Raw genomic sequence first — 23898 nt, forward strand, 5'->3', positions numbered from 1 at the left:
CGGCTAGTCTCGGAAGACCGAGAGTACCGTTCGATTATTTCGACATCGGGGTCGATGACGCCCTCGCGATAGCCGAACAAGTTGACGTCTGAGTTCGGGGCAGAGCAGACTTGCTCTGCCCTGCCCGTGGTTCGCTACTGGCCGCGCCTGCGTTACCACCACTAAGCACCACAAAATCCATTCAGTCAAAACCGATAATTGATGCCGCCCTTGGCCGTATGAAGCTGAACCTCGGTGTCCGTGAAGGACGCGCCGGGGAATGCAAGAGCATTGCCGTTCGACTTTCCGAGATTGATGTAGATGTACTCGGCCTTGAACGTCCAGCGCGGATCGAATGCCCATTCAAGACCGCCACCCGCGGAGAAACCCACCTGGACCTCCGACGAGGAAGCGCTTCGCGTCAGGGCCGGGAAGAAGCCGTTGAAATTGGCGATATTCGGCGTGGCGAGGTTGGAGGTGAAGATGCTGTTCTTGACGTGGCCCCAGGCGAAGCCACCGGTACCGTAGATCAGCACATTGTTCGCCGCGTATCCGAGACGTCCGCGGACCGTGCCGAAGACGTCGATTTCCTGCTTGAGATTGAATACGCCGGTGAAGGCGCCATTGTCGCCGCCGATCGTTCCGGTGACGCTGAAGGGGCGGCTCGCCGTCTCCTTAATGGCAGCGCCGCTGACATCCGCTTCCAGGCCGTACACGAACGTGCCGGACTGCCAGTTATAGCCGATCTGGCCGCCGCCAAACCCGCCCTTGGGGCTCACATCCAGGGTGAACGGCCCGGTGCCACCCGTGACGACATAGCCGGGGACCGTCCCGGTTGCGAGCGCGCCCGGATCGAAGGTCGCGGTCGGATCGCTCCAGCCATAACCGCCATGCACGCCGGCGTAAAAACCGGTCCAGCTGAATGCGACCGGCGCGGGCGGCGCCTTGGTGTAGGCCCTGCCGAGATCGGCCGCGAAGGCGGCGTGGGAGAGACAGAGAGCCGAGAGCAGGAGAGTACCAGAGACAATCGATTTCATGACTTCCCTCAAATTGCGCCGAGAGGCGGCGCACCCATGGAACGATTCAGTAGCGGCTTTTCGCCTGCCTATTTCACAGAGGTGATCGCAACCACCATCTGCATGCGCGTTTGCCACCGTGCACCTAGTCGCAATAGCAGAAGCCATAGACGGCACCGATCTTCGCAATGTGAATATCCGCACTGGTCTTTCGCGACGTGGTGTCTGCGTTCGACCTGAAAATGGTCGTGGTGCCCAGGGTCTGCGTGCTCGAGCTGGTCCGTGTCTCGTTGCGGTCGATGTCGAAGTGCATGTAGCGATATTCGCCGCGCAATGACCATCGCTGCGTCAGCTTGAACTCGCCGCCCGCGCCGGCCGTATAACCCGCCACCCACTTGCCGTTGGGCCCTTCGAAATTGCCGGGATCGGGAAAAGTGAAATGGCCCAGCGCCAGGCCGCCGAGACCGTAAAGCATCAAGTTCGGGGTCATGAGATAGCCGGCCCGGCCGATCACGCCGACGTTCGAGCGCAATTGCTCGCTGGCCTGCATCGCCACCTGATTGACACCTGTCGTCACGACACCGTTGGAAACTTGCCGGGTATTCCTCGTTTGCTCGCCGACCGTCTTGAACGCGACATCGGAGAACAGCGTGCCTTCGATCTGACCGCCGGCCACGACATTGCCGGCTCGCCAATTGTAGCCTGCGAACAGGTCGACCATCGAGCCCATCGTGTCGCCGACGGCATTGCCGCGGGTCGTCGTGCTGACGACGCCATTCGTCGTTAGCACAGCGCCATTGAAATTCTGCTGGGCGGAGTCGGCCGTCGAGGCGAGGTTCTGTCGGGCGCGGCCTGCGCCGGCAGCGAAATAGGCGCCGAGATAGGGGCCCGCCCAGTGGTCGCTGGGCGCGCCAGGCATCGCGGCCATGGCCGAACGCGGTCCGCCTTCACCGAACCGGTAGACCATGCCGATCTTCCCGGTGTGGAAATCGGCATTGATCTGACGATGGGTGCTGTCGGTGGACACAGAGGTCCTGGAGGATCCGGTCGATTGCGAGTTCGATGCGAATTTGCTGGTTTCGTTGCGGTCGAAGCCGTAATGCGCATAGCGATACTCGCCACGCAGCGACCAATTGCCTGTCAGCTTCACTTCGCCGCCGGCGCCCAATGTGTAGCCGGCCACCCACTTGCCGCTGGAATCGCCGCGGCTGAAGTCCCCGTCTGCGTTAGTGAAATGCCCCAGCGCCAGACCCCCGAGGCCGTAGAGCAGCACGTTCGGTGTCACCAGATAACCGGCCCGGCCGATCACGCCGACATTCGAACGCAGCTGCTGCGGAGCCTGGCTCGCGGCGGTTTGCGAGCCCGAGAACCGCGAGGTGACAGCTCCGTTCGAGGTGTCGACTGAGGTGAATGTCTGAGGACCGATGGTGTTGAACGTAACGTCGGAGAACACCGAGCCTTCGATCTGCCCGCCGGCCACGACATTGCCGGCGCGCCAATTGTAGCCCGCGAAAAGATCGACCATCGAGCCCGTCACGTCCCCGACGGGACGGCCGCGCGCCGATTCAGTGCTGGTGGAGGTCGTGGTCCCGACGCTGGTGATCGTGCTGGTCCTGCTGTTGTTCGTTGCGATGGTTTCCGCCGCACGTCCGGCACCGGCACCAAAATAGGCACCGATATAGGGTCCCGCCCAGCCGTCGCTCCAGGCCGGGCCCGGCGGTGCCGCCATCGCCGACCGCGCGCCTGACGCGCCGAATTGGTAAACCAGTCCAACCTTGCCGACGTGGAAATCGGCATCGATATGCCGCCGGTGGACGGTGCTGTTGGTGGACGTGTTGGTGCCGCCGCCCGATACGGACGTCGACGAGTTGCCTGACGGCTCGTTACGGTCATATCCGAAATGCATGTAGCGGTATTCGCCGCGCAGCGACCAGCTGTCCGTCAGCTTGACCTCGCCGCCCGCGCCCGCGACATAACCGGCCACCCATTTGCCGTTCTTGTCGCTGACCTGCGCTTCCGGGTCGGGATAATTGTCGGGATAGGTCAGGTGCCCCAGCGCCAGTCCTCCGAGGCCGTACAGCAGCACATTCGGTGTCACCAGATAACCGGCCCGGCCGATCACGCCGACGTTCGAGCGCAATTGCTGCCGGTCCTCGATGCTGTTCGTCCCCGATTCTGTCGAGGTGACGACGCCGTTGTCGCTCGACACCGAGCTGTATGCCTCGTTGCCGACCATCCTTGTGGTGACGTCGCTGAACAGGGTGCCTTCGATCTGCCCGCCGACCACGACATTGCCGGTTCGCCAATTGTAGCCCGCGAACAGATCGACCATCGAACCGGTCATATTGCCGGCGAGATTGCCGAATCCTGATTGCGTGAATGCCGACGACCCGCCGGGGACGCTGACACCGCCTTCGTCGTCGATTCTCGTGGAGGTCTGCCTTGCCCGCCCGGCGCCGGCGCCGACGTAAGCACCGATATAGGGGCCGGCCCAGCTGTCACCCCAGGCGCTTGCGAATGAAGACCCGCGTGCTGCCGAAGGTATCGCCGCCATTGCGGACAGCGGCCCGGAATCACCGAATTGGTAGACCAGACCGATCTTGGCCAGGTGGAAATCAGCATTTATGCGTGACGAAAAGGATTGACTGCTAGTCGAGACGGACGTGGTTGCGCCCGTCGCCGAGTTGGCCGTTGAGCTGGCGGCTGCGCTCCGGTTGAAGCCAAAGTTCAGATACCGATACTCGCCGCGCAGCGACCAATTGCCGGTCAGCTTCAGCTCGCCGCCGGCGCCGACCGTGTAGCCGGCCACCCATTTGTTGTTGTCACCGCCGAAAGGATCGGCGCCGTCGGCAAAGGTAAAGTGACCGAGCTCGAGGCCGCCGAGGCCATACAGCAGCAGATCCGGACGCGCGAGAAAACCGACCCGGCCGATCAGCCCGACCCGCGAGCGCAGCTGCTGGTTGCTCTGCACGATCGCCGTGCGGGCACCCGTCGAGGTCACCGCCCCGAGCAGCACGTTGGTGCTGACGCTGTTGAGCGTCTCGTTGCCGAACGGCTTCAACGCGACATCGGAAAAGACCGTGCCTTCGACCTGCCCGCCCGCCACGATACTCCCGGCCTGCCAATTATACCCCGCGAACAGATCGACCATCGAACCGGTCACATCGCCCGCAAGATTGCTCGCGGTCGTTCCGACCAAGGTCGAGCTCGACGTCACAACACCGGCGTTTGTCGAGACAGAACTGTTACCGAAACGGCCCGTCGAGGATTCCGTCACACGTCCGGCACCCGCGCCGAAATAGGCGCCGATATAAGGCCCCGCCCAGCTATCCACCCAAGCGGGTCGGGGTGGCGCCTTCACAGAGAGGTCGGCGGCCAGAGCTCCTGCAGAAACCATGATCGAGGCGCCAGCCAATGAAGCGCCCGTCAGTGATGTCAGCTTTTTCACTCCACCCCCCAATTCCAATTCCAAAGCAGGCGCTCCAAAACCACAGGAACGCGCCCCGTCAAAAGGCGTAGCGCACCACGCCCTTGCCGCCGTCGTTTGATGGCTAAGTTACTGACACGTCATGGCCATCGGCTTCTTGTCCTGGCCTGCACCCGAGTTGAACGATTCCGCATCGTCTGCCCTTTTCGGAATCCATGTTGCTCGGTGGATACATTCGCCCGTTCAAAGCATGACGAAGTTTGACAGCGACGCGCTCGACTTAGACTGGCGCGCGCAGCCAATTGGTTCTCGCAGAGAATGCGGCGCTTTACCGCACACGTAGCGCTTGCGCCGCGATAAACTCTGCGGCGGTATCAAGTTACACCTGAACTTTGCCGTGCAACGATGTCCAAGGTCGTATTCGCTTCGGATCAGCTTCCCGCGCATCTTGACGAAGGTGCGCGCCAGCGGCTGTGGCTCGACCTGTTCACCGACCATTTGTGCGCGGCGGACATTTCGTTCTTTCCCGATGCGCCGTTTTACTCGCGGTCCGAATTCCTGAAACTCGGCGATATCGCAGTCACCCAGCTTGAGGCTAATATTCAGACGGCAGTTCGTACCCAGCGTCACGTCGAAGCCGATACCCGCGGCGACTACATCATCGGCACCACGTTCAACGGTGTGAGTACGCTGATCAGGCAGGAAGGCCGCGAAGCCATTCGCGGCGCGGGGGAGGCGATGCTCTATACCAACGCCGCGCCGATCGCGTCGCAACTTGATGGGCCGATCGCCTTTCGCGGCATCACGGTGCCGCGCGCGCTGCTGGCCGAGCGGCTGCCGAATTTCGAGGACCTTGCCGTGAAGCCGTTGGCTGCATCGCCGGCCTTGCGTCACCTGGAGCGCTATCTCGCCATCGTCATCGACTCCGACATCGATGCCGACCTCGTGCTGAAGGAGAACATCGGCACGCATCTCATCGATCTGGTCGCGCTGGCCCTCGGCGCCCGCGGCGATTCAGCCGAGCTTGCGACGCGGCGCGGGTTGCGTGCCGCGCGGCTGCAGGACGTGATCGCAGATATCAGGGGGCGTTTCGCTGATCCGTCGTTTTCGCCGAGCGAACTTGCACGCAAGTTAGGGCTTTCGCCGCGTTACGTCCAGGAACTGCTGCAGGAGACCGGATCGAGCTTTACCGAACGTGTCACCGAGCTGCGGTTGCAGAAGGCACGGAAGATGCTGCTCGATTCCCGCTACAACCGATCGAAGATCAGCGATATCGCCTATGCCTGCGGATTCAACGAGGTGTCCTACTTCAACCGCTGTTTCCGCCGCCGCTTCGGAACTTCGCCGAGGCATTATCGGCGCGATGTCGGCGAGCCGATGTGATCGGACGCGCAGTCCGGCGCTCCGCTGGGCTCGCGTCCACCACGCACCATGATAGCCTCCGATCGCGTCGTGGCTGCGGCTTGCCAGGCGGAGACACCTTGCCGCCCCTGTTGGTGTTGAGGCAAAATGTCCGCAAGAAAGTCAGGGCTATCGCATATGACTAGTGGCGGCCTGCGCGCACTCCGCCCTCATCCTGAGAGCCCGCCTAAAGCGGGCGTCTCGAAGGATGGCAGCAAGGAGAAGCTTTCAAATGCGGTAGCCCCGCGCAAGGCAGGGAGGTCAGCATGTCACTGCTCGGCAAGGCCGCCGTCGCGATGTGGTGGAGCGTCCGCCCGGAGCAGCGCAGCGAGTTCGGCGACTGGCATTCGCACGAGCACTTTCCCGAGCGGCTGAGCATTCCCGGTTTTCGGCGCGGGTCACGCTGGACCAGCACGACTGACGCCGAGGGTTTCTTCGTGCTCTACGAGCTCGAGCACTACGGCGTTCTCACGTCGAAGGGATATCTCGACCGGCTGAATACACCGACACCGTGGTCGACAAAGATGATGCCGCATCATCTCGGCATGGTGCGCAGTCAGTGCCGGATCGCCGCGAGCTTTGGCGGCGGCATCGCAGGCGCGCTCGCCACCATCAGGCTGTCGCCGCTCAACGGACGGGCCGCCGAGCTGCAGGCGCGCCTTCTCGATACGCTTGGCGCTCTCGCCTCCAAGCCGGGGCTGACGGGCGCCCACCTCCTCCTGACCGATACGCCCAAGACGAGTTCGCCCACCACTGAACAGCAAATCCGCGGCAATGACGGTGCCGCCGATTGGATCATTCTGGTGTCAGGTTACGATATCGATGCGGTTGACGCTGTCATCGCCGGACAGCTCTCGCCGCCATCGCTTCAAAGAGCGGGCGCTCAGGATGGTCCGACGCTCGGTCGTTACAGGTTGGCGTTCACAATGACACCGAATGACGTTGGGGCCTAGGCCGAGCCGATCAAAGAGCGCGCCGCTGCTCCGCAAAGAACTTCCTTGCCGCGGCTTGAAGTTTGCGCCCATCGTTTGGCCGTAGACCAAACAATGAGCGCCTCCTGAACTCATTTGGGCGTCGAGCTCTTCTTGGAGGATTGTCCGCCAGGGGTGCTGCTGCCCGAGCCGTCCGTGGTGCCGGTCGACGAGGTCCCGGTCGTCATGCCGCCTTTGGTTTTGTCATTGTTCTTCGTGGTGTCGCTCGTTCCGCCCACCCCGGATTGCGCGCCTCCCTGTTGCTGACTGGGTTGCGCCATTGCGGTGGATCCCATCATCGAGGCGATCGCTGCGCCCAGCATGAGCTTCTTGATCATCTGACTTGTCTCCTGTTCTGACTGCCAACAACAAGCCGATACGCTCCGTGTTCCTCACCTGCAGCGGTTAAACCTGAAGTCTCCACATCGTCATGGCCGGGCTTGCCGGGCTCGCGACGTCGGCCGCCCCTGCGACAAATAATCTGCAATACGCATGTCGGATCGGCGCCTTCCCCGTCGTCCTCGTGACATGAATGGGCCATAGAGGCCAGCTCGGGCCCATCAACACTGAGGATAACAAACCATGCCCAATACTGTCCGCCTGCACCGCGTTCTCGCCACCAGCCCGGAGAAGGTCTATCGCGCCTTTCTGGAAGCCGACGCGATGGCGAAATGGCTTCCGCCGAACGGCTTTACCTGCACGGTGCATCATTTCGAGCCCAAGGTCGGCGGCACGTTCAAGATGTCATTCCGGAACTTCACGACGGGCAACAGCCATTCGTTCGGCGGCGAATATCTCGAGCTCGTGCCGGGCGAACGTCTCCGCTACACCGACAGATTCGACGACCCCAATCTGCCCGGCGAAATCCAGGTGACCGTGATCCTGAAGAAAGTCTCGGTCGGCACCGAGATCGACATCACGCAGGCCGGTATCCCCGACGTCATTCCACCGGAGGCGTGCTATCTTGGCTGGCAGGAATCGCTGCGTAATCTGGCCAAGCTCGTCGAGCCGGAGATCAATGAATAGCGTTCAGTATCGTAGGGTTGGCAAAGCGACTTGTCCGCCGTAGCTCGAAGAGCGAAGGCGGAAGCGTGCCCACCAACGGTCTCTCAACCTCGCAAAGATGGTGGGCACGGCGTGCGAAGAGCGCGCCTTTGCCCACCCTACGGCACTTGCCAGATGGCGCGCACGGCGGAGCGCGCCTTTGCCTACGCGGCGGCACTGGTGTGCGGTCTTGATTTGTATCAAGCCGTCAAGACGGCGAAGCGGCTAGGAGCAGAAGTCTTCCCTGCGCGCGTCGGAGGCGAAATGATGCGATCTGCTGTCGAATGGTTGATCATTGCCGGTGTTGCCGCCGGTTTCGCCACCGCGGCCAAGGGCGAAGACGTCGATATCGGCAAGGCGGAATTTCAGTCTTCGTGCGCGAGCTGTCATGGCGCCGATGCAAGGGGCAGCGGACCCGTCAGCAGTCAGCTCAAGATCCGGCCTTCCGACTTGACCATGTTGACCAAGAACAACAACGGGGTGTTTCCCACCAACGCCGTTTACGAAACCATATACGGGTCGAAATCGGTTCCGGCGCACGGCACCCGTGAAATGCCGATCTGGGGCGAGCGGTTCAACCCCATCGTCAACCTGCCTCACGCCGTCGATTCCTATTATTGGCAAAAGGCAGGGCCGCAGCAGAACCCGGAGGTCGTCGTGCGGACTCGCATTCTCGCGGTGATCGACTACCTGAACCGAATTCAGCAGAAATAGCGATCAAACAGCGTCGCCGCACAGACGCCGAACGCCGCCTGCTATGCCTTCGCGGCAGGCCCTCCGCCTGCCGTCCAGCGCTCGGGATCCGCGCTGTGCCCGATCAGCGCCAGGCCATAGGCGATCGACTCGAACTGGTCGCCGGACATCAGGCGCTCGTTGCCGAAGCGGTCGGCGAACAATTTTCGGACCGCAGGCACAAACGAGGTGCCGCCGGTCAGGAACACCTTCTCCACCTCGCGTGAGGCGATGCGGGCCTCGGCCAGCACCTTGTCGACGGTGGCACCTAACCGGGCGATGTCGTCGGCAATCCAGGCTTCGAATTTCTTCCGCGTGATGGCCGCGCCGATGTCGACGCCGCCGCCCCTAAAGCGGAAGTCCACCTCGTCCTGCGCCGAGAGGCCGACCTTGGCGTCGGACACCGCGCGGTAAAGCGCAAAGCCGAGGTCGAGATCGACGATGGTGATGAAATCCTCGAGCAGCTCGGGCTTCAGCGCGGTGCGCGCGAGCTCGCGGAGCTCGCGCAGATCGCCGTTGCTCTTCATCATCGCGAGCTGATGCCAGCGCGCCAGGTTGGTGTAATGGCCGGTCGGAACCGGTAGCACCTTGTCGAACGAGCGGAAGCTGGAGCCCTTGCCGAGCCGCGGCGACACGATGTGGTCGACGATGCGATAGTCGAAGGTGTCGCCGGCAACGCCGATGCCGGCATGGCCGAGCGGCTCGGCGCGAAGGACGCCGCCCGCACGCGAGAAACGCATCACGGAGAAATCGCTGGTGCCGCCGCCGAAATCGGCCACCAGCACGGTGGCATCGCGCTCCAGCCTGCGGGCAAACGAGAACGCCGCGCCCACGGGCTCGTAGACATAGCGCGCGTGGCCGGCGCCCAAGCGCTCGAACGCGGCGCGGTAGCGCTGCATCGCCAGCGCCTCGTCGGGATTGCCGCCGGCAAAGCGCACAGGGCGGCCGACCGTGATGTTCGCCGCCTCGAAGCCGAACTTGTCCCCGCCATGGCGCGCCAGCGTGCGCAGGAACGCCGCCAGGATGTCCTCGAATTTGTAGCGCTGCCGGAAGACTTGCGTGGTGTTGAAGCTCGAGCTCGCTGCGAAGGTCTTGAACGATTGCAGGAAACGGTAGACGTGGCGTCCTTCGAGAAACTGCTCGATCGCCCATGGCCCGCCCTCCGCCTGGGCACCGGCGCCCGGCCGGTCCTCCCAGAAGCACAGGGCCGACACGTAGACGCTGTGGCGCTGCCCGCCATGGTCGAAGCGAATGGCTTCGACCCGGCGGTCGTCCGCCGCCAGCGCAACGACCGTGTTGCTCGTGCCAAAATCGATGCCGATCGAGACGGCGGGCGAGGCGCTCGACATGAACCACTCTGAATGATGCTTGGAAAGGGGGCAGAGCACTAACGGCTTTGCCGTCCCCTTGCAAGACCTGGTCCGAGATGGTCGAGCCGGACCTCACGTCGCGTGGCTGGCAGGCACGTGATCAGTTGGACTGATCGCCTCGACGCCAGGCCGGAAACGGATCGGCGAGAGCGGACCATGCGGCGATGTCCATGGTGGACGTATCAGGGACAAGGCATGCGTCCAGCCTGCCACGGATCTCGGCCTCGTCCATGCCGGTGCCGATGAACACGATCTCCTGGCGACGATCGCCGTACAGCTTGTCCCAATACTGGCCGAGCCGCTTGCGCCAGGCCTCATCGTTCGGCCACCGCTCCTTTGGAACGCTCGCCCACCAGAACCCCAGCGCTTCGGTCCTCACGATCGCTCCCGCCTGGCTGATCTCGCCGAGCCATTGCGGCCTCGTCGCCAGCCAGAAATGACCCTTCGCCCGGATCACGCCTGGCCAGGATGCCTTGACGAACTTGTCGAACTTCGCCGGATCGAACGGCCGGCGGGCGCGGTAGACGAAGTTCTTGACGCCATATTCCTGCGTTTCAGGCACGTGGTCGGCGAAACCATAGAGCTCCTTGTACCAGAGCGGATGCTGCTGGGCCTTCTCGAAGTCGAACCGGCCGGTGTTGAGCACGCGGTCGAACGGCACGCGGCTGTGATTGGCCTCGATGATGTCGGCTTCGGGATTCAACGAGCGGATGATCTGCCGTGCCGCCTCGCGCTGTTGCGGCGAGGCATCGTCCACCTTGTTGAGGACGATCACGTCGGCGAACTCGATCTGCTCCACGAGGAGATCGACCAGCGTCCGCTTGTCGCCGTCCAGCGCCTCGCCGCGCTCGCCGAGGAACTCGGTCGAGGAATAGTCCTTCAGCAGGTTGGCGGCGTCGACCACCGTCACCATCGTGTCCAGGTGGGCGATGTCGGAGAGGCTTTCGCCCTCTTCCGAGCGGAAATCGAACGTCGCTGCGACCGGGAGCGGCTCCGAAATGCCGGTCGATTCGATCAGCAGATAATCGAAGCGCCCGCTTTCGGCGAGCGCACGCACCTCCCTCAGGAGATCGTCGCGCAGGGTGCAGCAGATGCATCCGTTGGTCATCTCCACCAGTTTCTCGTCAGTCCGCGAGAGGTTGGCACCACCATCGCGGACGAGGTCCGCATCGATGTTCACCTCGCTCATGTCGTTCACGATCACCGCCACTTTCAGGCCGTGCCGGTTGTTCAGGACGTGATTCAGCAAAGTGGTCTTTCCAGCCCCGAGGAAGCCGGACAAGACGGTGACGGGGAGTTTGGGCATGGAGATCGAACAGCCTCTTGAGGGGGTTGGGCCGAGGACGACGAGACACGGCACCTCACTATGTAATGTTATAACATTACATTCTCTGTTCGACCTGACCCTGTCAAGGCGCTCGGCCCGCCCAGGGTTCACCGCCTATGCCGCAATGCGGAAGAAAGAATGCTGCTATGCAAACAAGAGCATAGACGCTGGCATCTGGCATACATAGATTGTTCCCAGAAATGAGACAGCAAGACTGACTGTTCTCAAGAAAGGGATTTTCGATGTCCAAGACCGCTTCCGTCGCTCTTGCGCCCTCCTCCTCGCTGTTCGCCCGCCTGATGGCCGCGATCGACGGCTTGCTGCTGGCGAGCGCCGAAATCTCCAATCGCAACGGGGACTTGCCGCGTTTCGGCCTGTAAGAAGGCCTTCGCTGCCTCACCGAACGGGCGACGGCACAGAAGCCAAAAACACGTTGTTTGACCAAATGGCCCCGCCTGTCGGGGCCATTTCTGTTTGGCAGCGCGCCCTCCCACGCAGGCGAGCGCAACTGCGACGATTAGTCCGCCGATGCCAACCGACGATTCCGGTTGTTTGTCTACTGGCATTTCGCATACCATCCATTCAAACAAGAATGGTTGCACGATTCAAAAGTGTAAGGACGGGGAAGCGTAACGCAGGACGGAAGGCCGAGGGGCATGTTTGCCGCGCCCTTGGCGAAGCCTTAGCCGAAAGATGCGGATGCCGCGCGTTATCCCTGCTCATACAGTTTCTATCGGGACTGCCATGGGTGCTAGACCGCAAGGGTAAACCCGGGGCATGTGACTCGGGATGGGCTGACGCAAGCCGACAAAGAGCGGCTGCGTTGAGGGTTCGACAGGGAGTGAACAAGATGAAGCCATTCGTTCTGAATGTCGCCTTGGCGGCAATGGTGATGTCGTGCGCGAGCAGCACCGCAAGCCGTGCCGCCTGGGAGCCGGTCCGTCCGGTCGAGTTCATCGTGCCCGCGGGTACCGGAGGCGGCGCCGATCAGATGGCGCGCACCATCCAGGGCATCGTCACCAAGCACAATCTGATGAAGCAGCCGCTGGTCGTCATCAACAAGGCCGGCGGCGCAGGTGGTGAAGGCTTCCTCGATGTGAAGACGTCGGCGAACAATCCGCACAAGATCATCATCACGCTGTCGAACCTGTTCACGACGCCGCTGGCGACGGGCATCCCCTTCAACTGGAAGGATTTGACTCCGGTTGCGATGCTGGCGCTCGACGAATTCGTGCTCTGGGTCAATGCCGAGAAGCCGTACAACTCCGTCAAAGACTATGTCGAGGCCGCGAAGAAGGCACCAAGCGGCACGTTCAAGATGGGCGGCACCGGGTCCAAGCAGGAAGACCAGATCATCACGGTCGGCATCGAGAAGGCCATAGACACCAAGTTCACCTACATTCCCTACAAGGGCGGCGGCGAAGTCGCGGTGCAGCTGGTCGGCAACCACGTCGATTCGACCGTCAACAACCCGATCGAGGCGGTCGCGCAATGGCGCGGCGGCAAGCTCCGTCCGCTCTGCGTGTTCGACGCCCAGCCGATGGCCTATGACGAGCCGATCGCCGACGGCAAGGCCTGGAAGGATATTCCGACCTGCAAGTCGCAGGGCCTTGCAATGGAATATCTCATGCTGCGCGGCATCTTCATGTCGCCCAAGGCCACGAAGGACCAGGTCGAATATTACGTCGAGCTGTTCAAGAAGGTCCGCGCCACGCCGGAGTGGCAGGAGTTCATGAAGAGCGGCGCCTTCAACACGACCTTCCTGACCGGCGCCGATTACGCCAAGTGGATCGAGGCGGAGGAGAAGCGGCACGAAAGCCTGATGAAGGAAGCCGGCTTCCTCGCATCGGCGAATTGAGCTGCGACATCGGCGGCGGCTGAGGACGTCGTCCTCACGCCTGCCGCGCCCCGCGAAAGATTGCGTTCCCGCCTGGAGGTCCCATGACTGAACGATCCAGATCCGACGCAGGCCCGGCGCACAAGACGCTGGAAATCGGCATGGCGCTGCTGATCGGCGTGTTCGGCCTCATCGTGATCTTCGGCAGCCTGAAGGCCGGCATCAACTGGGGCGCAGAGGGGCCGCGCGCCGGCTTCTTTCCCTTTTACGTCGGCGCCGCAATCGTCGGTGCGAGCGCCCTCAATCTCTGGCATGCGCAGCGCGACGACGATGGCCGGCTGTTCGCAGAATGGGGGCAGCTGCGCCAGGTCTTGAGCGTCGTGGTGCCGACCGCGATCTACGTCGGTTCGATGCCGTTCATCGGACTCTACGTCGCCTCGATGGTCTTCATCGCCTGGTTCATGCGCTGGCTCGGCGGCTATCGCTGGCTGACGGTGGCCGCGATCGCGATCGGCATGCCGGTCGTCACCTATCTGGTTTTCGAACGCTGGTTCCTGGTGCCGCTGCCCAAGGGTCCGCTCGAGGAATGGCTCGGTCTGTGAGAGCCACGCGTTCGTTCAATTGCAGCTGCAGGACGTTTTGACATGGAAGAGTTGGCCAATCTGTTTCACGGCTTCGCGGTCGCCCTGCAGCCCTACAACATCATGCTGATGGTGATCGGCATCACGCTCGGCGTCATCATCGGCGTGCTGCCGGGGCTCGGGGGCGCCAACGGCGTCGCGATCCTGCTTCCGCTGACCTTCAGCATGCCGCCGACATCGGCAATCATCATGCTGTCCTGCATCTATTGGGGCGCATTGTTCGGCGGCGCCATCACCTCGATCCTGTTCAACATTCCCGGCGAGCCATGGTCGGTGGCGACCACCTTCGACGGCTATCCGATGGCGCAGCAGGGCAAGCCCGGCGAAGCGCTGACGGCGGCCTTCACCTCCTCCTTCATCGGCGCGCTGTTTGCCGTCATCATGATCACGCTGGTCGCGCCGCTCGTCGCGGGCTTTGCGCTGCGATTTGGTCCGGCGGAGAAGTTCGCGGTGTATTTCCTCGCCTTCTGCTCCTTCGTCGGCCTCAGCAAGGAGCCGCCATTCAAGACCATCGCCGCGATGATGATCGGCTTTGCGCTCGCGGCCGTCGGACTGGACTCGATCACCGGGCAATTGCGGCTGACCTTCGGCGTAACCGAACTGCTCAACGGATTCGACTTCCTGATTGCCGTGATCGGCCTGTTCGGCATCGGCGAAATCCTGCTGACCATGGAGGAAGGGCTCGCCTTCCGCGGCGGCAATGCCAGCATCAACCTTCGTGTCGTGCTCCAGACCTGGCGCGAGCTGCCCGCCTACTGGATGACCTCGCTGCGGTCCTGCCTGATCGGCTGCTGGATGGGCGTCACGCCAGCCGGCGCCACGCCCGCCTCCTTCATGAGCTACGGCATCGCCAAGCGCCTGGCGCGACGCGGCAACAATTTCGGCAAGGGCGAGATCGAGGGCGTGATCGCGCCGGAGACGGCCGCACATGCCGCCGGCACCTCGGCGCTGCTGCCGATGCTGTCGCTCGGCGTGCCCGGCTCGCCGACCGCCGCCGTGCTGCTCGGCGGATTGCTGATCTGGGGCCTGCAGCCCGGGCCCATGTTGTTCGTCGAGCAGAAGGAATTCGTCTGGGGCCTGATCGCCTCGATGTATCTCGGCAATCTCGCCGGCCTCATTGTCGTGCTCACCTGCGTGCCGATCTTCGCCGCGATCCTGCGCGTGCCGTTCGGCATCATCGCGCCGCTGATCCTGGTGCTCTGCGCGATCGGCGCCTACTCGGTGCACAACAGCACCTTCGACGTGATGCTGATGCTGGTGTTCGGGGTGCTCGGCTATCTCCTCAAGAAGTGCAATTACCCGCTCGCGCCCTTGGTGCTCGCCATCGTGCTCGGCGACAAGGCCGAGGAAGCCTTCCGCCAATCGCTGCTGGGCTCGCAAGGCTCGCTCGGGGTGTTCTTCTCCAACGGCCTCGTCAGCACCATCATGGCGCTCGGCTTGGTCGCCCTGTTCTGGTCCGCGATCCAGGAAGGCTACAGCCGGCTGCGCACGTCGATGGCGTGAGGCGGGACCTGCGCAATCCGCATCGGTACCAACGCCAAATTGCCGCACTCCAGACTTCTGGAATATAGAATTCCAGGAATTGCGCCGTCCCCCGCCGACGGCGTCTCGGCGCACGCGACCAATGCAGGCGTGCAAGAACGCCAAGTGCATTGGCTTTCAACAATGCCCCGCGACGTTGCCCAAGGTAAGATAAAGTGCTGCAAAAGCAGTCACTTAGGTTGAATCAACTGCAATCGCCGCCATCACGCCGACAGCGATCGGGCTTTACATTTCCGCGCTCATAGCGCATGTGAACAAGCCCGCGCTATTTCGCCGCACCTTCCCGTCCTCGCTTGAATCTTGGCATATTGCATACCAGAGTGCGCACCAGCGCATGCATAAAAATGATGGGCGCGTTTGGGAGGGTTTTTGATGACGGACATGGTGCAGTCGGCAGCAGCGGCCCCGAGTGCCGCGCGCGTAAGCGATGCCTATCGCTGGGCGCAATTGGCGATCGGTGTGGCGGCGATGGTGATGATCGCCAACTACCAATATGGCTGGACGTTCTTCGTCCCCGACATCCAGAAGACGTTCGGCTGGGATCGCGCCTCGATCCAATGGGCCTTCACGCTCTTCGTGTTGTTCGAGACCTGGCTGGTGCCGGTTGAAGGATGGTTCGTCGACAAATACGGTCCGCGCATCGTGGTGCTGGTCGGCGGCGTGCTCTGCGCTATCGGCTGGGCGATCAACGCGCAGGCGACCTCGCTGAACGGCTACTATCTCGGCATGATCATCGCAGGCATCGGCGCCGGCGGCGTCTACGGCACCTGCGTCGGCAACGCGTTGAAATGGTTTCCGGACAAGCGCGGTCTTGCGGCCGGCATCACGGCCGCGGGCTTCGGTGCAGGCTCCGCGCTGACCGTCGCGCCGATCCAGGCCATGATCAAGGACAGCGGATTCCAGACCACCTTCCTCTATTTCGGCCTCGGGCAAGGCATCATCATCTGCCTCCTCGCCTTCTTCCTGCTCGCGCCGAAAGCGGGTCAGGTGCCGAACGTGGTGGCGAATGCCAATATCATCCAGACCCGGCGCAACTATCAGCCGACCGAAGTGCTGCGCCAGCCGATCTTCTGGCTGATGTACTTCATGTTCGTGATCGTCGGCGCGGGTGGACTGATGGTCACCGCGAACCTGAAGCCGATTGCGGTTGACTGGAAGGTCGACAGCGTCCCGGTGACGCTGATGGCGGTGACGATGACGGCGGTGACCTTCGCGGCCACGATCGACCGCGTGCTCAACGGCCTGACGCGTCCGTTCTTCGGCTGGATCTCCGACATGATCGGCCGCGAGAACACGATGTTCATCGCCTTCGGCATGGAAGGGTTCGGCATCTGGATGCTCTACCTCTGGGGCCACGATCCGGTCTGGTTCGTGCTGCTCTCGGGCTTCGTGTTCTTCGCCTGGGGTGAGATCTACTCGCTATTCCCCTCGACCTGCACCGACACGTTCGGCACCAAGTTCGCAACCACCAATGCCGGCCTGCTCTACACCGCGAAGGGCACCGCCGCGCTGCTGGTGCCGATCGCCAACTACATGCAGCAATCGTCGGGCACCTGGGACAGCGTGTTCATCATCGCGGCCGGCGCCAACATCCTGGCTTCGCTGCTGGCGATCGCGGTGCTCAAGCCCTGGCGCAAGATCGTGGTCGCGAAGTCGACGATCTGACCGGCGGTACAATTCAGCAAGCACGACGCCCGGCCTCACGGCCGGGCGTTTTTCTTTGGCCATCGCCGCATCGCATCGCCGGGGCGCGGGCGGAGCCACCAAGAAGTGACAAGTTTGGGCTTGCAATCTGGAATATCGTATACCAATCTCCGCGCCGCGTCTGCGACGATAAGCCACAATACTCGCGACATCAGGTCGTCTTGCGATCCTGTGTCACAGACAATCAGGCGCATTGGGAGGTTCTCGATGATTTCCAGCCCGGACGGCGCCGTCACCGCCGCGCCGCTTCGCTCCGGTTTCCGCTGGCTCCAGCTCGGCATGGGTATCGTCTGCATGGCGATGATCGCCAATCTGCAATATGGCTGGACGCTGTTCGTCGATCCGATCGATGCCGCCCACCACTGGGGGCGCGCCGCAATCCAGCTCGCCTTCACCATCTTCGTCGTCACCGAGACCTGGCTGGTGCCAGTCGAGGCCTGGTTCGTCGACAAATACGGCCCGCGCATCGTCATCATGTTCGGCGGCGTGATGATCGCACTGTCCTGGATCCTCGACGCCTCCGCCGACAGCCTCACCCTGCTCTATGCGGCGGCGATCGTCGGCGGCATGGGCGCGGGTGCCGTGTACGGCACCTGCGTCGGCAACGCGCTGAAATGGTTTCCCGACCGCCGCGGCCTCGCGGCGGGCGCGACCGCTGCCGGCTTCGGCGCAGGGGCCGCGATCACCATCGTGCCGATCGCGAGCATGATCGCCTCGAGCGGCTATCAGCACGCCTTCCTCACCTTCGGCATCGCCCAGGGCCTCGTCGTGTTCGTGCTCGCCTTCTTCATCCAGTCGCCGCGCCTCTCCATTCCGCCGAAGAAGAAGCAGCTCAACCTGCCGCAGACCAGGATCGATTTCACCCCGCCGCAAGTGCTGCGCAGCCCTGTTTTCTGGGCGATGTATCTCGTCTTCGTCATGGTCGCTTCCGGCGGGCTGATCACTGCGGCGCAGATCGCCCCGATCGCACACGACTTCGGGATTGCCGACACGCCGGTGACGCTCGCCGGCTTCCAGATGGCGGCGCTGACCTTCGCGATCTCGCTCGACCGCATCTTCGACGGATTCGGGCGACCCTTCTTCGGCTGGGTCTCCGACACGATCGGCCGCGAGCCCACCATGTTCATCGCCTTCGGCACCGCCGCCTTGATGCTGCTGACGCTCTCGGCCTATGGCCGGGTGCCTGTCGTCTTCGTGCTGGCGACCGCGGTGTATTTCGGCGTGTTCGGCGAGATCTATTCGCTGTTCCCCGCGACCTGCGGCGACACCTTCGGCGCGAAGTTCGCAACCACCAACAACGGCATGCTCTACACTGCGAAGGGCACGGCTTCCCTGCTCGTCCCGCTCGCGAGCGTGATCTCGACCGCCTATGGCTGGAAGACCGTGTTCGTGCTGGCGGTGGCACTTAACGCCATGGCGGCGCTGATGGCGCTGCTCGTGATCAAGCCGCTGCGCCGCGCCTTCATCCACGGCCAGGAAGCCGAGCGCACGGACAAAGCGACCGGCACTGCCAAGACCGAGACGGCGTGAGCGGCTGAACCTTGCCGGCTTGCGAAGGGGCGCACCGATGCGCCCCTTTCTTTTTGGGGCGCGGCGATAATGTCAGTACGCCTGTCGCAAGATTTTTCGGATCCGCCAAATCCAGCGCTTGACGATTGGCATTATGTATACCACACTTCCTCACCACTCACCCAGGGAGGTTGCAATGCTGGTCGGAGACATTCTGCGCAAGAAGACGCCGCGCGTTGTCACGGTGCGTATGAACGAAATGGTGGGGATCGCGGCCAAGCTGATGCGCGCCAACAATATCAGCGCGCTGGTGGTCAAGGATGTGGTCCGCTCCGAGGGCAACACCGCGGTCGGCATGTTCACCGAGCGCGACGTGGTGCGCGCCGTCGCCGAACACGGCGGGGGCGCCGTCAACGTCAAGGTCTCCCAGCTGGTCTCGGTGCAGCAGCTGGTGTCCTGCACCTCCACCGACACGATCGAGCACGTCCGGCATCTGATGAACCGTCATCACATCCGCCATCTGCCCGTGATCGACGATTACAGCCTCGTCTCGGTCATCAGCATGCGCGACATCGCTGCGGCGATGGACGAGGCGCTCAACGGCGCGCCGCAAGCGGCGGCTTAAAGCATGATCCGGAAAAGTACGCAGCGGTTTTCCGACAAGATCATGCTCAAACAATAGACTAAAGCGCATCACGCTTTAGAGCGGCAAAACTTCCCCCTGCGACTGCCGGCCCCGGCTCGGATCCTTCCGAGCCGGACCGGATCTTTCGTCCCAAAATCCGTCTCTGCTCGCGAGGATTTCATGAAGATCTGCATCTACGGCGCCGGCGCGATCGGCGGATATCTCGGGGTTCAGCTCGCGCGCGCGGGCGCCGACGTCAGCCTGATCGCACGCGGCGCGCACCTTGCCGCCATGCGCGAGCGCGGCCTGACACTGCTCGCGGGCGAGGAGAAGCACACCGTTCATCCGCGCTGCACCGATGACCCCACTGAACTCGGCGTGCAGGACTTCATCATCATCACGCTGAAGGCCCATTCGATCACCGGCGTGATCGAGAAGATGCAGCCGCTGCTCGGGCCTCACACCCGCATCGTCACCGCCGTCAACGGCATTCCCTATTGGTACTTCTACAAGCACGGCGGCCAATACGAGAGCTCGACGCTGGAGAGCATCGATCCCGGCGGCCGGCAATGGCGTGAGCTGGGGGCCGAGCGCGCCATCGGCTGCATCGTCTATCCCGCCACCGAGATCGAGGCGCCTGGCGTGATCCGCCACGTCTACGGCAACAACTTTCCGCTCGGCGAGCCCTCGGGCGAAATCACCTCCGACGTGCAGCACCTCGCCGATCTCTTCGTCGCCGCCGGCCTGAAGGCCCCCGTGCTCGACCGCATCCGCGACGAGATCTGGCTGAAGCTCTGGGGCAATGTCTGCTTCAACCCGATCAGTGCGCTGACCCACGCCACGCTCGACGTGATCTGCACCGATCCCGCCACGCGCGCACTGTCGCGCGCGATCATGATGGAGACGCAAACCATCGCCGAGAGCTTCGGCGTCAAGTTCCGCGTCGACGTCGAGCGCCGCATCGAGGGGGCGCGCAAGGTTGGCGCGCACAAGACCTCGATGCTGCAGGATCTCGAGCGCGGTCGCCCGATGGAGATCGATCCGCTCGTCACCGTGGTGCAGGAGATGGGCCGGCTCACCGGCATCGCCACGCCCGCGCTCGATTCGGTGCTGGCCATGGTGACGCAGCGCGCCCGCATCGCCGGCCTCTATGACGGCGTCTCGACACCGGCTGATCCGCGCGCACTGGCGGTGGCGTGATGACGAGCGTGACCAAATGGCTGCGCTTCCGCCATGCCGAAACGACGGGCTTCGGCACGCTGACGTCCTCCGGCATCACCGTGCACGAGGGCGACATGTTCGGTCGCAACGCCGCAACGGGCAAGATTTTGGCGCTCTCGGAGGTCGAGCTGCTTGCGCCCTGCGTGCCCAGCAAGATCGTCGCGCTCTGGAATAATTTCCACGCGCTCGCGGCCAAACTGAACCAGCCCAAACCGCCGGAGCCGCTGTACCTGCTCAAGGCCACCACCAGCATCGCCGCAGCCGGCGCCGTGATCCGCCGCCCCTCTTACTATGACGGCAAGACGACCTATGAAGGCGAGCTCGGCATCGTCATCGGCAGGACCTGTGCCCGCGTGTCGCCGGGCGAAGCGGACACCTTCATCTTCGGCTACACCTGCGTCAACGACATTACCGCCAACGACATCCTGACGCGCGACCCCACCTTCGCCCAATGGGCCCGCGCCAAGGGCATCGACGATTACGGTCCGTTCGGCCCTGTGATCGCGACCGGTCTCGATCCCGTAAAACTCACGGTTCGCACCATCCTCAACGGCGTGGAGCGGCAGAACTACCCGATCTCGGACATGATCTTCAGCGCGCAGGAGCTCGTGAGCAGGATCTCGCACGACATGACCCTCTTGCCCGGCGACCTCATCGCGGTTGGCACCTCGGTCGGCGTCGGCGTGATGAAGGAGCCCGTCAACACGGTGACGGTCGCGATCGACGGCATCGGCGAGCTCACCAACGAATTTCGGCTGTAGACTTTTTCGCCGCCGCAGAGCAGCAAAATTGATCTGGCGCAAACCCGCCGTCGCGGCCAAGGCTACCCTCCCCGGCAAAAGATTGATTTCTGATGCAAGGGAGGACGCACATGTCGAATGCCGGCAACGCACTGCTGTGGACCGTGCTGTACTTCGCTCTCTCGTTCGCCGCGATCTTCGTGGTCTGGTTCGCCGACAGGATTCGGTCGAACTTGCTCGGGAAGCGATAGCCCCAGGGCACGTTGCTTCGTCCTAGCGCTGGCGACTGGCCTGGGTGCAAGCAGGCCGGCAAAGGGACGTGGGCGCCACCTCGCATCTTCCCGCAGCGCCTGGCGTTGACGGAATCCCGGTGCTGCGCTCTGCCGGCAAGCCAGCGGGCCCCTGTCGGCACCAAGGTTGGTCGCGCTCCGAAACATCCAGACACATCACATCTCCGCGCGCCCGAGCAATGCCGCCAACATGTCCCGTGCGCGCCGCAACTTGGACGCATTCGGCCGCCCTTTTGGGAGGCGTGTCTGGGGGCACGGCATGACCGTGTTTGGACCAAACCTTCTAGGGGTATCGCTGTGAAGAAGATTGTATTTGCTCTGGGTGCCACGCTTGCTTTTGCGACGGCCGCGAACGCTGCGGATCTGCCGCGCCGGCAGCCCGTGCCGGTTTATCCGGGCGAGCAGGCGCCGATCGGCAAGATGCCGATCGGCAAGAGCCCGATTGGAAAGGCCCCGATCGGCAAGGCGCCGGGCCCGGTCGCCGCGCGCTACTGACGCGCGGCAAAGGACGCGCCACATTTGCGGCCCATGGTCGAGGGGGAATAGCGTGACGAACAAAGCTGGTCGATCGGGATCCTGCATCCTCGCGGGCTTCGCTCTTGCGGCTATGCTCTCATGCACGACGCCCTCGGCCTCGGCCCATGAGACCGACAAGCAGACCGACAGGCGCGTTGCCGATGCGAACGCGCTTGCTACGACCGACACTGCCCCGCGGCCACAGCCGCAATCGACGCGGCGCTCGGTCGCGCGTGCGGAGAAAGGCCCCTATTACGTCGATTTCCGCGCCCGCACGGCTGCGAGCTGGGGCCATGCCTTCGTCTGGTACGGCAAGACCAGCGAGAAGGCCGTCGAGGTTGCGGGCTTGACACCGGCCGGCGACACGCTCGCTTACGTGCTCGGTCACATCACCTTTGTGCCATCCGAGACCGGCGCCAGCTACGGCGATCTCGATCCGGAATATCTGACCGCGAGCTATCGGGTCTACCTCAACGAAGCCGACGCCAAGCGCGTGTTCGCCTACATCAAGGAGTTGCAGGCCAGCTCTCCGGTCTGGAATGCCGAGACCATAAACTGTACCGGCTTCATCGGCGACATCGCGGAGTTCATGGGATTGAAGGTCCCACATCGCTGGCAGCGCCCGGAAAATTTCGTCAACAGCCTCAAGGAAATGAACGGCGGACGCCAGATGGTGCGGCTGTCGGCGAAGTAGCTCTTCGCCCCATACTCGGTGTCATTGCCCGCGGAGGCGGGCAATCCAGTATTCCAGAGACTGCGCGGGTAGAGCCGAGAGGTCGCGGCGTACTGGATACCCCGCCTTCGCGGGGTATGACGGCGGAGTTTGAGGAAAGAGCTTGCCCTCATCAGGCAGCAGCGCACCCCAATTATCCGCCCCGCGGAATCTCCTCGCCTTCCGCATGGTCGCCCCGCCGGGCGGCGCAATAGACTTTTCCCACCCCCAGCGGCATCCTGCCGCCATCAACCGAGAACAAAGCGCCACGCGGGGCGCGGGGGAAACAGATCATGTTGCAGACACGGTTCACTAAGCTCGTCGGCGTCCAGCACCCGATCGTTCAGGGCGGCATGCAGTGGGTCGGCCGGGCCGAGCTGGTCGCCGCCGTCGCCAATGCCGGCGCGCTCGGCTTCATCACGGCGCTGACCCAGCCGACGCCGGAGGACCTCACCAAGGAGATCGCGCGCTGCCGCGACCTCACCGACAAGCCCTTCGGCGTCAATCTCACCATCCTGCCCGCGATCAAGCCGCCGCCCTATGCCGAGTACCGCGCCGCCATCATCGAGAGCGGCATCAAGGTGGTCGAGACCGCCGGCAACAAGCCGCAGGAGCATGTCGACGAGTTCAGGAAGCACGGCGTCAAGGTCGTGCACAAATGCACCAGCGTGCGCCACGCGCTCTCGGCCGAGCGCATGGGCGTCGATGCGATCTCGATCGACGGCTTCGAATGCGCCGGCCATCCCGGTGAGGACGACACGCCCGGGCTGATCCTGATTCCGGCTGCCGCCAACAAGATCAAGATCCCGATGATCGCCTCGGGCGGTTTCGCCGACGCGCGCGGCCTGGTCGCGGCGCTGGCGCTGGGCGCCGACGGCATCAACATGGGCACGCGCTTCATGGCGACCAAGGAGAGCCCGATCCACCAGCTCATCAAGGAGAAGATCGTCGCCAATGACGAGCGCGAGACCGAGCTGATCTTCCGCACCATGCGCAACACCTCGCGCGTGGCCAAGAACGCGGTCTCGACCAAGGTCGTCGCGATGGAGAAGGAAGGCGCCAAGTTCGAGGACATCCGCGAGCTCGTCGCCGGTGCCCGCGGCAAGATGGTCTATGCCACCGGCAATTCCGACGAAGGCATCTGGTCGGCCGGCCAGGTGCAGGGCCTGATCCAGGACATCCCGAGCTGTGCCGAGCTCGTCTCCCGCATCGTGCGCGAGGCGGAGGCGATCATTCGCAGCCGGCTCGAGGGGATGATCGTTCAGTCACAACGCGAAGCGGCGGAATAATCACT

Annotated in this window: 21 protein-coding genes; 16 read left to right on the top strand and 5 right to left on the bottom strand. The window is 63.2% G+C overall.

The window, feature by feature from the left end:
• Nucleotides 1-185: 185 nt before the first annotated feature.
• Nucleotides 186-1016 carry an outer membrane beta-barrel protein gene (locus tag I6F17_RS24525; RefSeq protein ID WP_225124890.1) on the bottom strand — a complete coding sequence of 277 codons (831 nt, stop codon included), beginning with the start codon at nucleotides 1014-1016 and terminating at the stop codon, nucleotides 186-188.
• 124 nt (nucleotides 1017-1140) lie between these two features.
• Complete coding sequence (locus I6F17_RS24530; protein ID WP_225124892.1) at nucleotides 1141-4443, bottom strand: outer membrane beta-barrel protein; 3303 nt, start codon at nucleotides 4441-4443, stop codon at nucleotides 1141-1143.
• A gap of 384 nt (nucleotides 4444-4827) precedes the next feature.
• Here I6F17_RS24530 and I6F17_RS24535 point away from each other — a divergent pair, with 384 nt between their 5' ends.
• On the top strand, nucleotides 4828-5805 hold the full coding sequence (locus I6F17_RS24535; RefSeq protein ID WP_225124894.1) for an AraC family transcriptional regulator: 978 nt from the start codon (nucleotides 4828-4830) through the stop codon (nucleotides 5803-5805).
• A gap of 284 nt (nucleotides 5806-6089) precedes the next feature.
• Nucleotides 6090-6776 carry a hypothetical protein gene (locus tag I6F17_RS24540; protein ID WP_225124896.1) on the top strand — a complete coding sequence of 229 codons (687 nt, stop codon included), beginning with the start codon at nucleotides 6090-6092 and terminating at the stop codon, nucleotides 6774-6776.
• Between the two features lie 110 nt (nucleotides 6777-6886).
• On the opposite strand, the gene I6F17_RS24545 is transcribed toward I6F17_RS24540, so the two are convergent.
• Complete coding sequence (locus tag I6F17_RS24545) at nucleotides 6887-7132, bottom strand: hypothetical protein (protein ID WP_225124898.1); 246 nt, start codon at nucleotides 7130-7132, stop codon at nucleotides 6887-6889.
• A 244-nt stretch (nucleotides 7133-7376) separates the two neighbouring features.
• Between I6F17_RS24545 and I6F17_RS24550 the strand changes: the two genes are divergently transcribed.
• A complete protein-coding gene (locus tag I6F17_RS24550; RefSeq protein ID WP_036005710.1) occupies nucleotides 7377-7820 on the top strand; it encodes an SRPBCC family protein in 444 nt (147 codons plus the stop codon).
• Nucleotides 7821-7973: 153 nt separating this feature from the next.
• Nucleotides 7974-8552: a cytochrome c gene (locus I6F17_RS24555; protein ID WP_225124900.1), complete on the top strand. Its 579-nt coding sequence runs from the start codon at nucleotides 7974-7976 to the stop codon at nucleotides 8550-8552.
• A gap of 41 nt (nucleotides 8553-8593) precedes the next feature.
• Here I6F17_RS24555 and I6F17_RS24560 read toward each other — a convergent pair whose 3' ends face one another.
• Nucleotides 8594-9919, bottom strand: a complete 1326-nt coding sequence (locus I6F17_RS24560) for an Hsp70 family protein (protein ID WP_225124902.1) — start codon at nucleotides 9917-9919, stop codon at nucleotides 8594-8596.
• A gap of 121 nt (nucleotides 9920-10040) precedes the next feature.
• Nucleotides 10041-11246 carry a zinc metallochaperone GTPase ZigA gene (zigA, locus tag I6F17_RS24565; protein ID WP_057030072.1) on the bottom strand — a complete coding sequence of 402 codons (1206 nt, stop codon included), beginning with the start codon at nucleotides 11244-11246 and terminating at the stop codon, nucleotides 10041-10043.
• Between the two features lie 263 nt (nucleotides 11247-11509).
• Between zigA and I6F17_RS24570 the strand changes: the two genes are divergently transcribed.
• The 12 genes from I6F17_RS24570 to I6F17_RS24625 all read left to right on the top strand — a co-directional run bounded on the left by I6F17_RS24570 (nucleotide 11510) and on the right by I6F17_RS24625 (nucleotide 23893).
• A complete protein-coding gene (locus tag I6F17_RS24570) occupies nucleotides 11510-11647 on the top strand; it encodes a hypothetical protein (RefSeq protein WP_167361641.1) in 138 nt (45 codons plus the stop codon).
• Between the two features lie 470 nt (nucleotides 11648-12117).
• A complete protein-coding gene (locus tag I6F17_RS24575) occupies nucleotides 12118-13125 on the top strand; it encodes a tripartite tricarboxylate transporter substrate-binding protein (RefSeq protein ID WP_225124904.1) in 1008 nt (335 codons plus the stop codon).
• An 83-nt stretch (nucleotides 13126-13208) separates the two neighbouring features.
• Nucleotides 13209-13706, top strand: coding sequence for a tripartite tricarboxylate transporter TctB family protein (locus I6F17_RS24580; RefSeq protein WP_036035156.1), 498 nt, complete (start codon nucleotides 13209-13211; stop codon nucleotides 13704-13706).
• 42 nt (nucleotides 13707-13748) lie between these two features.
• A complete protein-coding gene (locus I6F17_RS24585) occupies nucleotides 13749-15248 on the top strand; it encodes a tripartite tricarboxylate transporter permease (RefSeq protein WP_036035157.1) in 1500 nt (499 codons plus the stop codon).
• Nucleotides 15249-15659: 411 nt separating this feature from the next.
• Nucleotides 15660-16952, top strand: a complete 1293-nt coding sequence (gene oxlT, locus I6F17_RS24590; protein WP_128262568.1) for an oxalate/formate MFS antiporter — start codon at nucleotides 15660-15662, stop codon at nucleotides 16950-16952.
• A 246-nt stretch (nucleotides 16953-17198) separates the two neighbouring features.
• Nucleotides 17199-18521, top strand: coding sequence for an oxalate/formate MFS antiporter (oxlT, locus tag I6F17_RS24595; RefSeq protein WP_225124907.1), 1323 nt, complete (start codon nucleotides 17199-17201; stop codon nucleotides 18519-18521).
• A 175-nt stretch (nucleotides 18522-18696) separates the two neighbouring features.
• On the top strand, nucleotides 18697-19125 hold the full coding sequence (locus I6F17_RS24600) for a CBS domain-containing protein (RefSeq protein WP_225124916.1): 429 nt from the start codon (nucleotides 18697-18699) through the stop codon (nucleotides 19123-19125).
• Between the two features lie 180 nt (nucleotides 19126-19305).
• Nucleotides 19306-20325 (top strand): 2-dehydropantoate 2-reductase, encoded by a 1020-nt coding sequence (locus I6F17_RS24605; RefSeq protein ID WP_036035168.1) that lies wholly within the window; start codon nucleotides 19306-19308, stop codon nucleotides 20323-20325.
• A complete protein-coding gene (locus tag I6F17_RS24610) occupies nucleotides 20325-21107 on the top strand; it encodes a fumarylacetoacetate hydrolase family protein (RefSeq protein ID WP_225124918.1) in 783 nt (260 codons plus the stop codon). Before I6F17_RS24605 ends, I6F17_RS24610 begins: the two co-directional genes overlap by 1 nt.
• Before the next feature lie 560 nt (nucleotides 21108-21667).
• Nucleotides 21668-21871 (top strand): hypothetical protein, encoded by a 204-nt coding sequence (locus I6F17_RS24615; protein WP_225125052.1) that lies wholly within the window; start codon nucleotides 21668-21670, stop codon nucleotides 21869-21871.
• Between the two features lie 52 nt (nucleotides 21872-21923).
• Complete coding sequence (locus I6F17_RS24620) at nucleotides 21924-22586, top strand: hypothetical protein (protein WP_036035170.1); 663 nt, start codon at nucleotides 21924-21926, stop codon at nucleotides 22584-22586.
• A gap of 311 nt (nucleotides 22587-22897) precedes the next feature.
• Complete coding sequence (locus tag I6F17_RS24625) at nucleotides 22898-23893, top strand: nitronate monooxygenase family protein (protein WP_225124920.1); 996 nt, start codon at nucleotides 22898-22900, stop codon at nucleotides 23891-23893.
• The last annotated feature ends 5 nt before the right edge of the window (nucleotides 23894-23898 follow it).

The organism is Bradyrhizobium sp. NBAIM18, assembly GCF_020193825.1.
Classification (GTDB): domain Bacteria; phylum Pseudomonadota; class Alphaproteobacteria; order Rhizobiales; family Xanthobacteraceae; genus Bradyrhizobium; species Bradyrhizobium yuanmingense.

Excerpts from the sequence above, each read along its gene's own strand:
- I6F17_RS24525 (WP_225124890.1), bottom strand. The coding sequence starts at position 1,016 with ATGAAATCGATTGTCTCTGGTACTCTCCTGCTCTCGGCTCTCTGTCTC.
- I6F17_RS24535 (WP_225124894.1), top strand. The coding sequence starts at position 4,828 with ATGTCCAAGGTCGTATTCGCTTCGGATCAGCTTCCCGCGCATCTTGAC.
- I6F17_RS24540 (WP_225124896.1), top strand. The coding sequence starts at position 6,090 with ATGTCACTGCTCGGCAAGGCCGCCGTCGCGATGTGGTGGAGCGTCCGC.
- I6F17_RS24545 (WP_225124898.1), bottom strand. The coding sequence starts at position 7,132 with ATGATCAAGAAGCTCATGCTGGGCGCAGCGATCGCCTCGATGATGGGA.
- I6F17_RS24550 (WP_036005710.1), top strand. The coding sequence starts at position 7,377 with ATGCCCAATACTGTCCGCCTGCACCGCGTTCTCGCCACCAGCCCGGAG.
- I6F17_RS24555 (WP_225124900.1), top strand. The coding sequence starts at position 7,974 with ATGGCGCGCACGGCGGAGCGCGCCTTTGCCTACGCGGCGGCACTGGTG.
- I6F17_RS24560 (WP_225124902.1), bottom strand. The coding sequence starts at position 9,919 with ATGTCGAGCGCCTCGCCCGCCGTCTCGATCGGCATCGATTTTGGCACG.
- zigA (WP_057030072.1), bottom strand. The coding sequence starts at position 11,246 with ATGCCCAAACTCCCCGTCACCGTCTTGTCCGGCTTCCTCGGGGCTGGA.
- I6F17_RS24570 (WP_167361641.1), top strand. The coding sequence starts at position 11,510 with ATGTCCAAGACCGCTTCCGTCGCTCTTGCGCCCTCCTCCTCGCTGTTC.
- I6F17_RS24575 (WP_225124904.1), top strand. The coding sequence starts at position 12,118 with ATGAAGCCATTCGTTCTGAATGTCGCCTTGGCGGCAATGGTGATGTCG.
- I6F17_RS24580 (WP_036035156.1), top strand. The coding sequence starts at position 13,209 with ATGACTGAACGATCCAGATCCGACGCAGGCCCGGCGCACAAGACGCTG.
- I6F17_RS24585 (WP_036035157.1), top strand. The coding sequence starts at position 13,749 with ATGGAAGAGTTGGCCAATCTGTTTCACGGCTTCGCGGTCGCCCTGCAG.
- oxlT (WP_128262568.1), top strand. The coding sequence starts at position 15,660 with ATGACGGACATGGTGCAGTCGGCAGCAGCGGCCCCGAGTGCCGCGCGC.
- oxlT (WP_225124907.1), top strand. The coding sequence starts at position 17,199 with ATGATTTCCAGCCCGGACGGCGCCGTCACCGCCGCGCCGCTTCGCTCC.
- I6F17_RS24600 (WP_225124916.1), top strand. The coding sequence starts at position 18,697 with ATGCTGGTCGGAGACATTCTGCGCAAGAAGACGCCGCGCGTTGTCACG.
- I6F17_RS24605 (WP_036035168.1), top strand. The coding sequence starts at position 19,306 with ATGAAGATCTGCATCTACGGCGCCGGCGCGATCGGCGGATATCTCGGG.
- I6F17_RS24610 (WP_225124918.1), top strand. The coding sequence starts at position 20,325 with ATGACGAGCGTGACCAAATGGCTGCGCTTCCGCCATGCCGAAACGACG.
- I6F17_RS24625 (WP_225124920.1), top strand. The coding sequence starts at position 22,898 with ATGTTGCAGACACGGTTCACTAAGCTCGTCGGCGTCCAGCACCCGATC.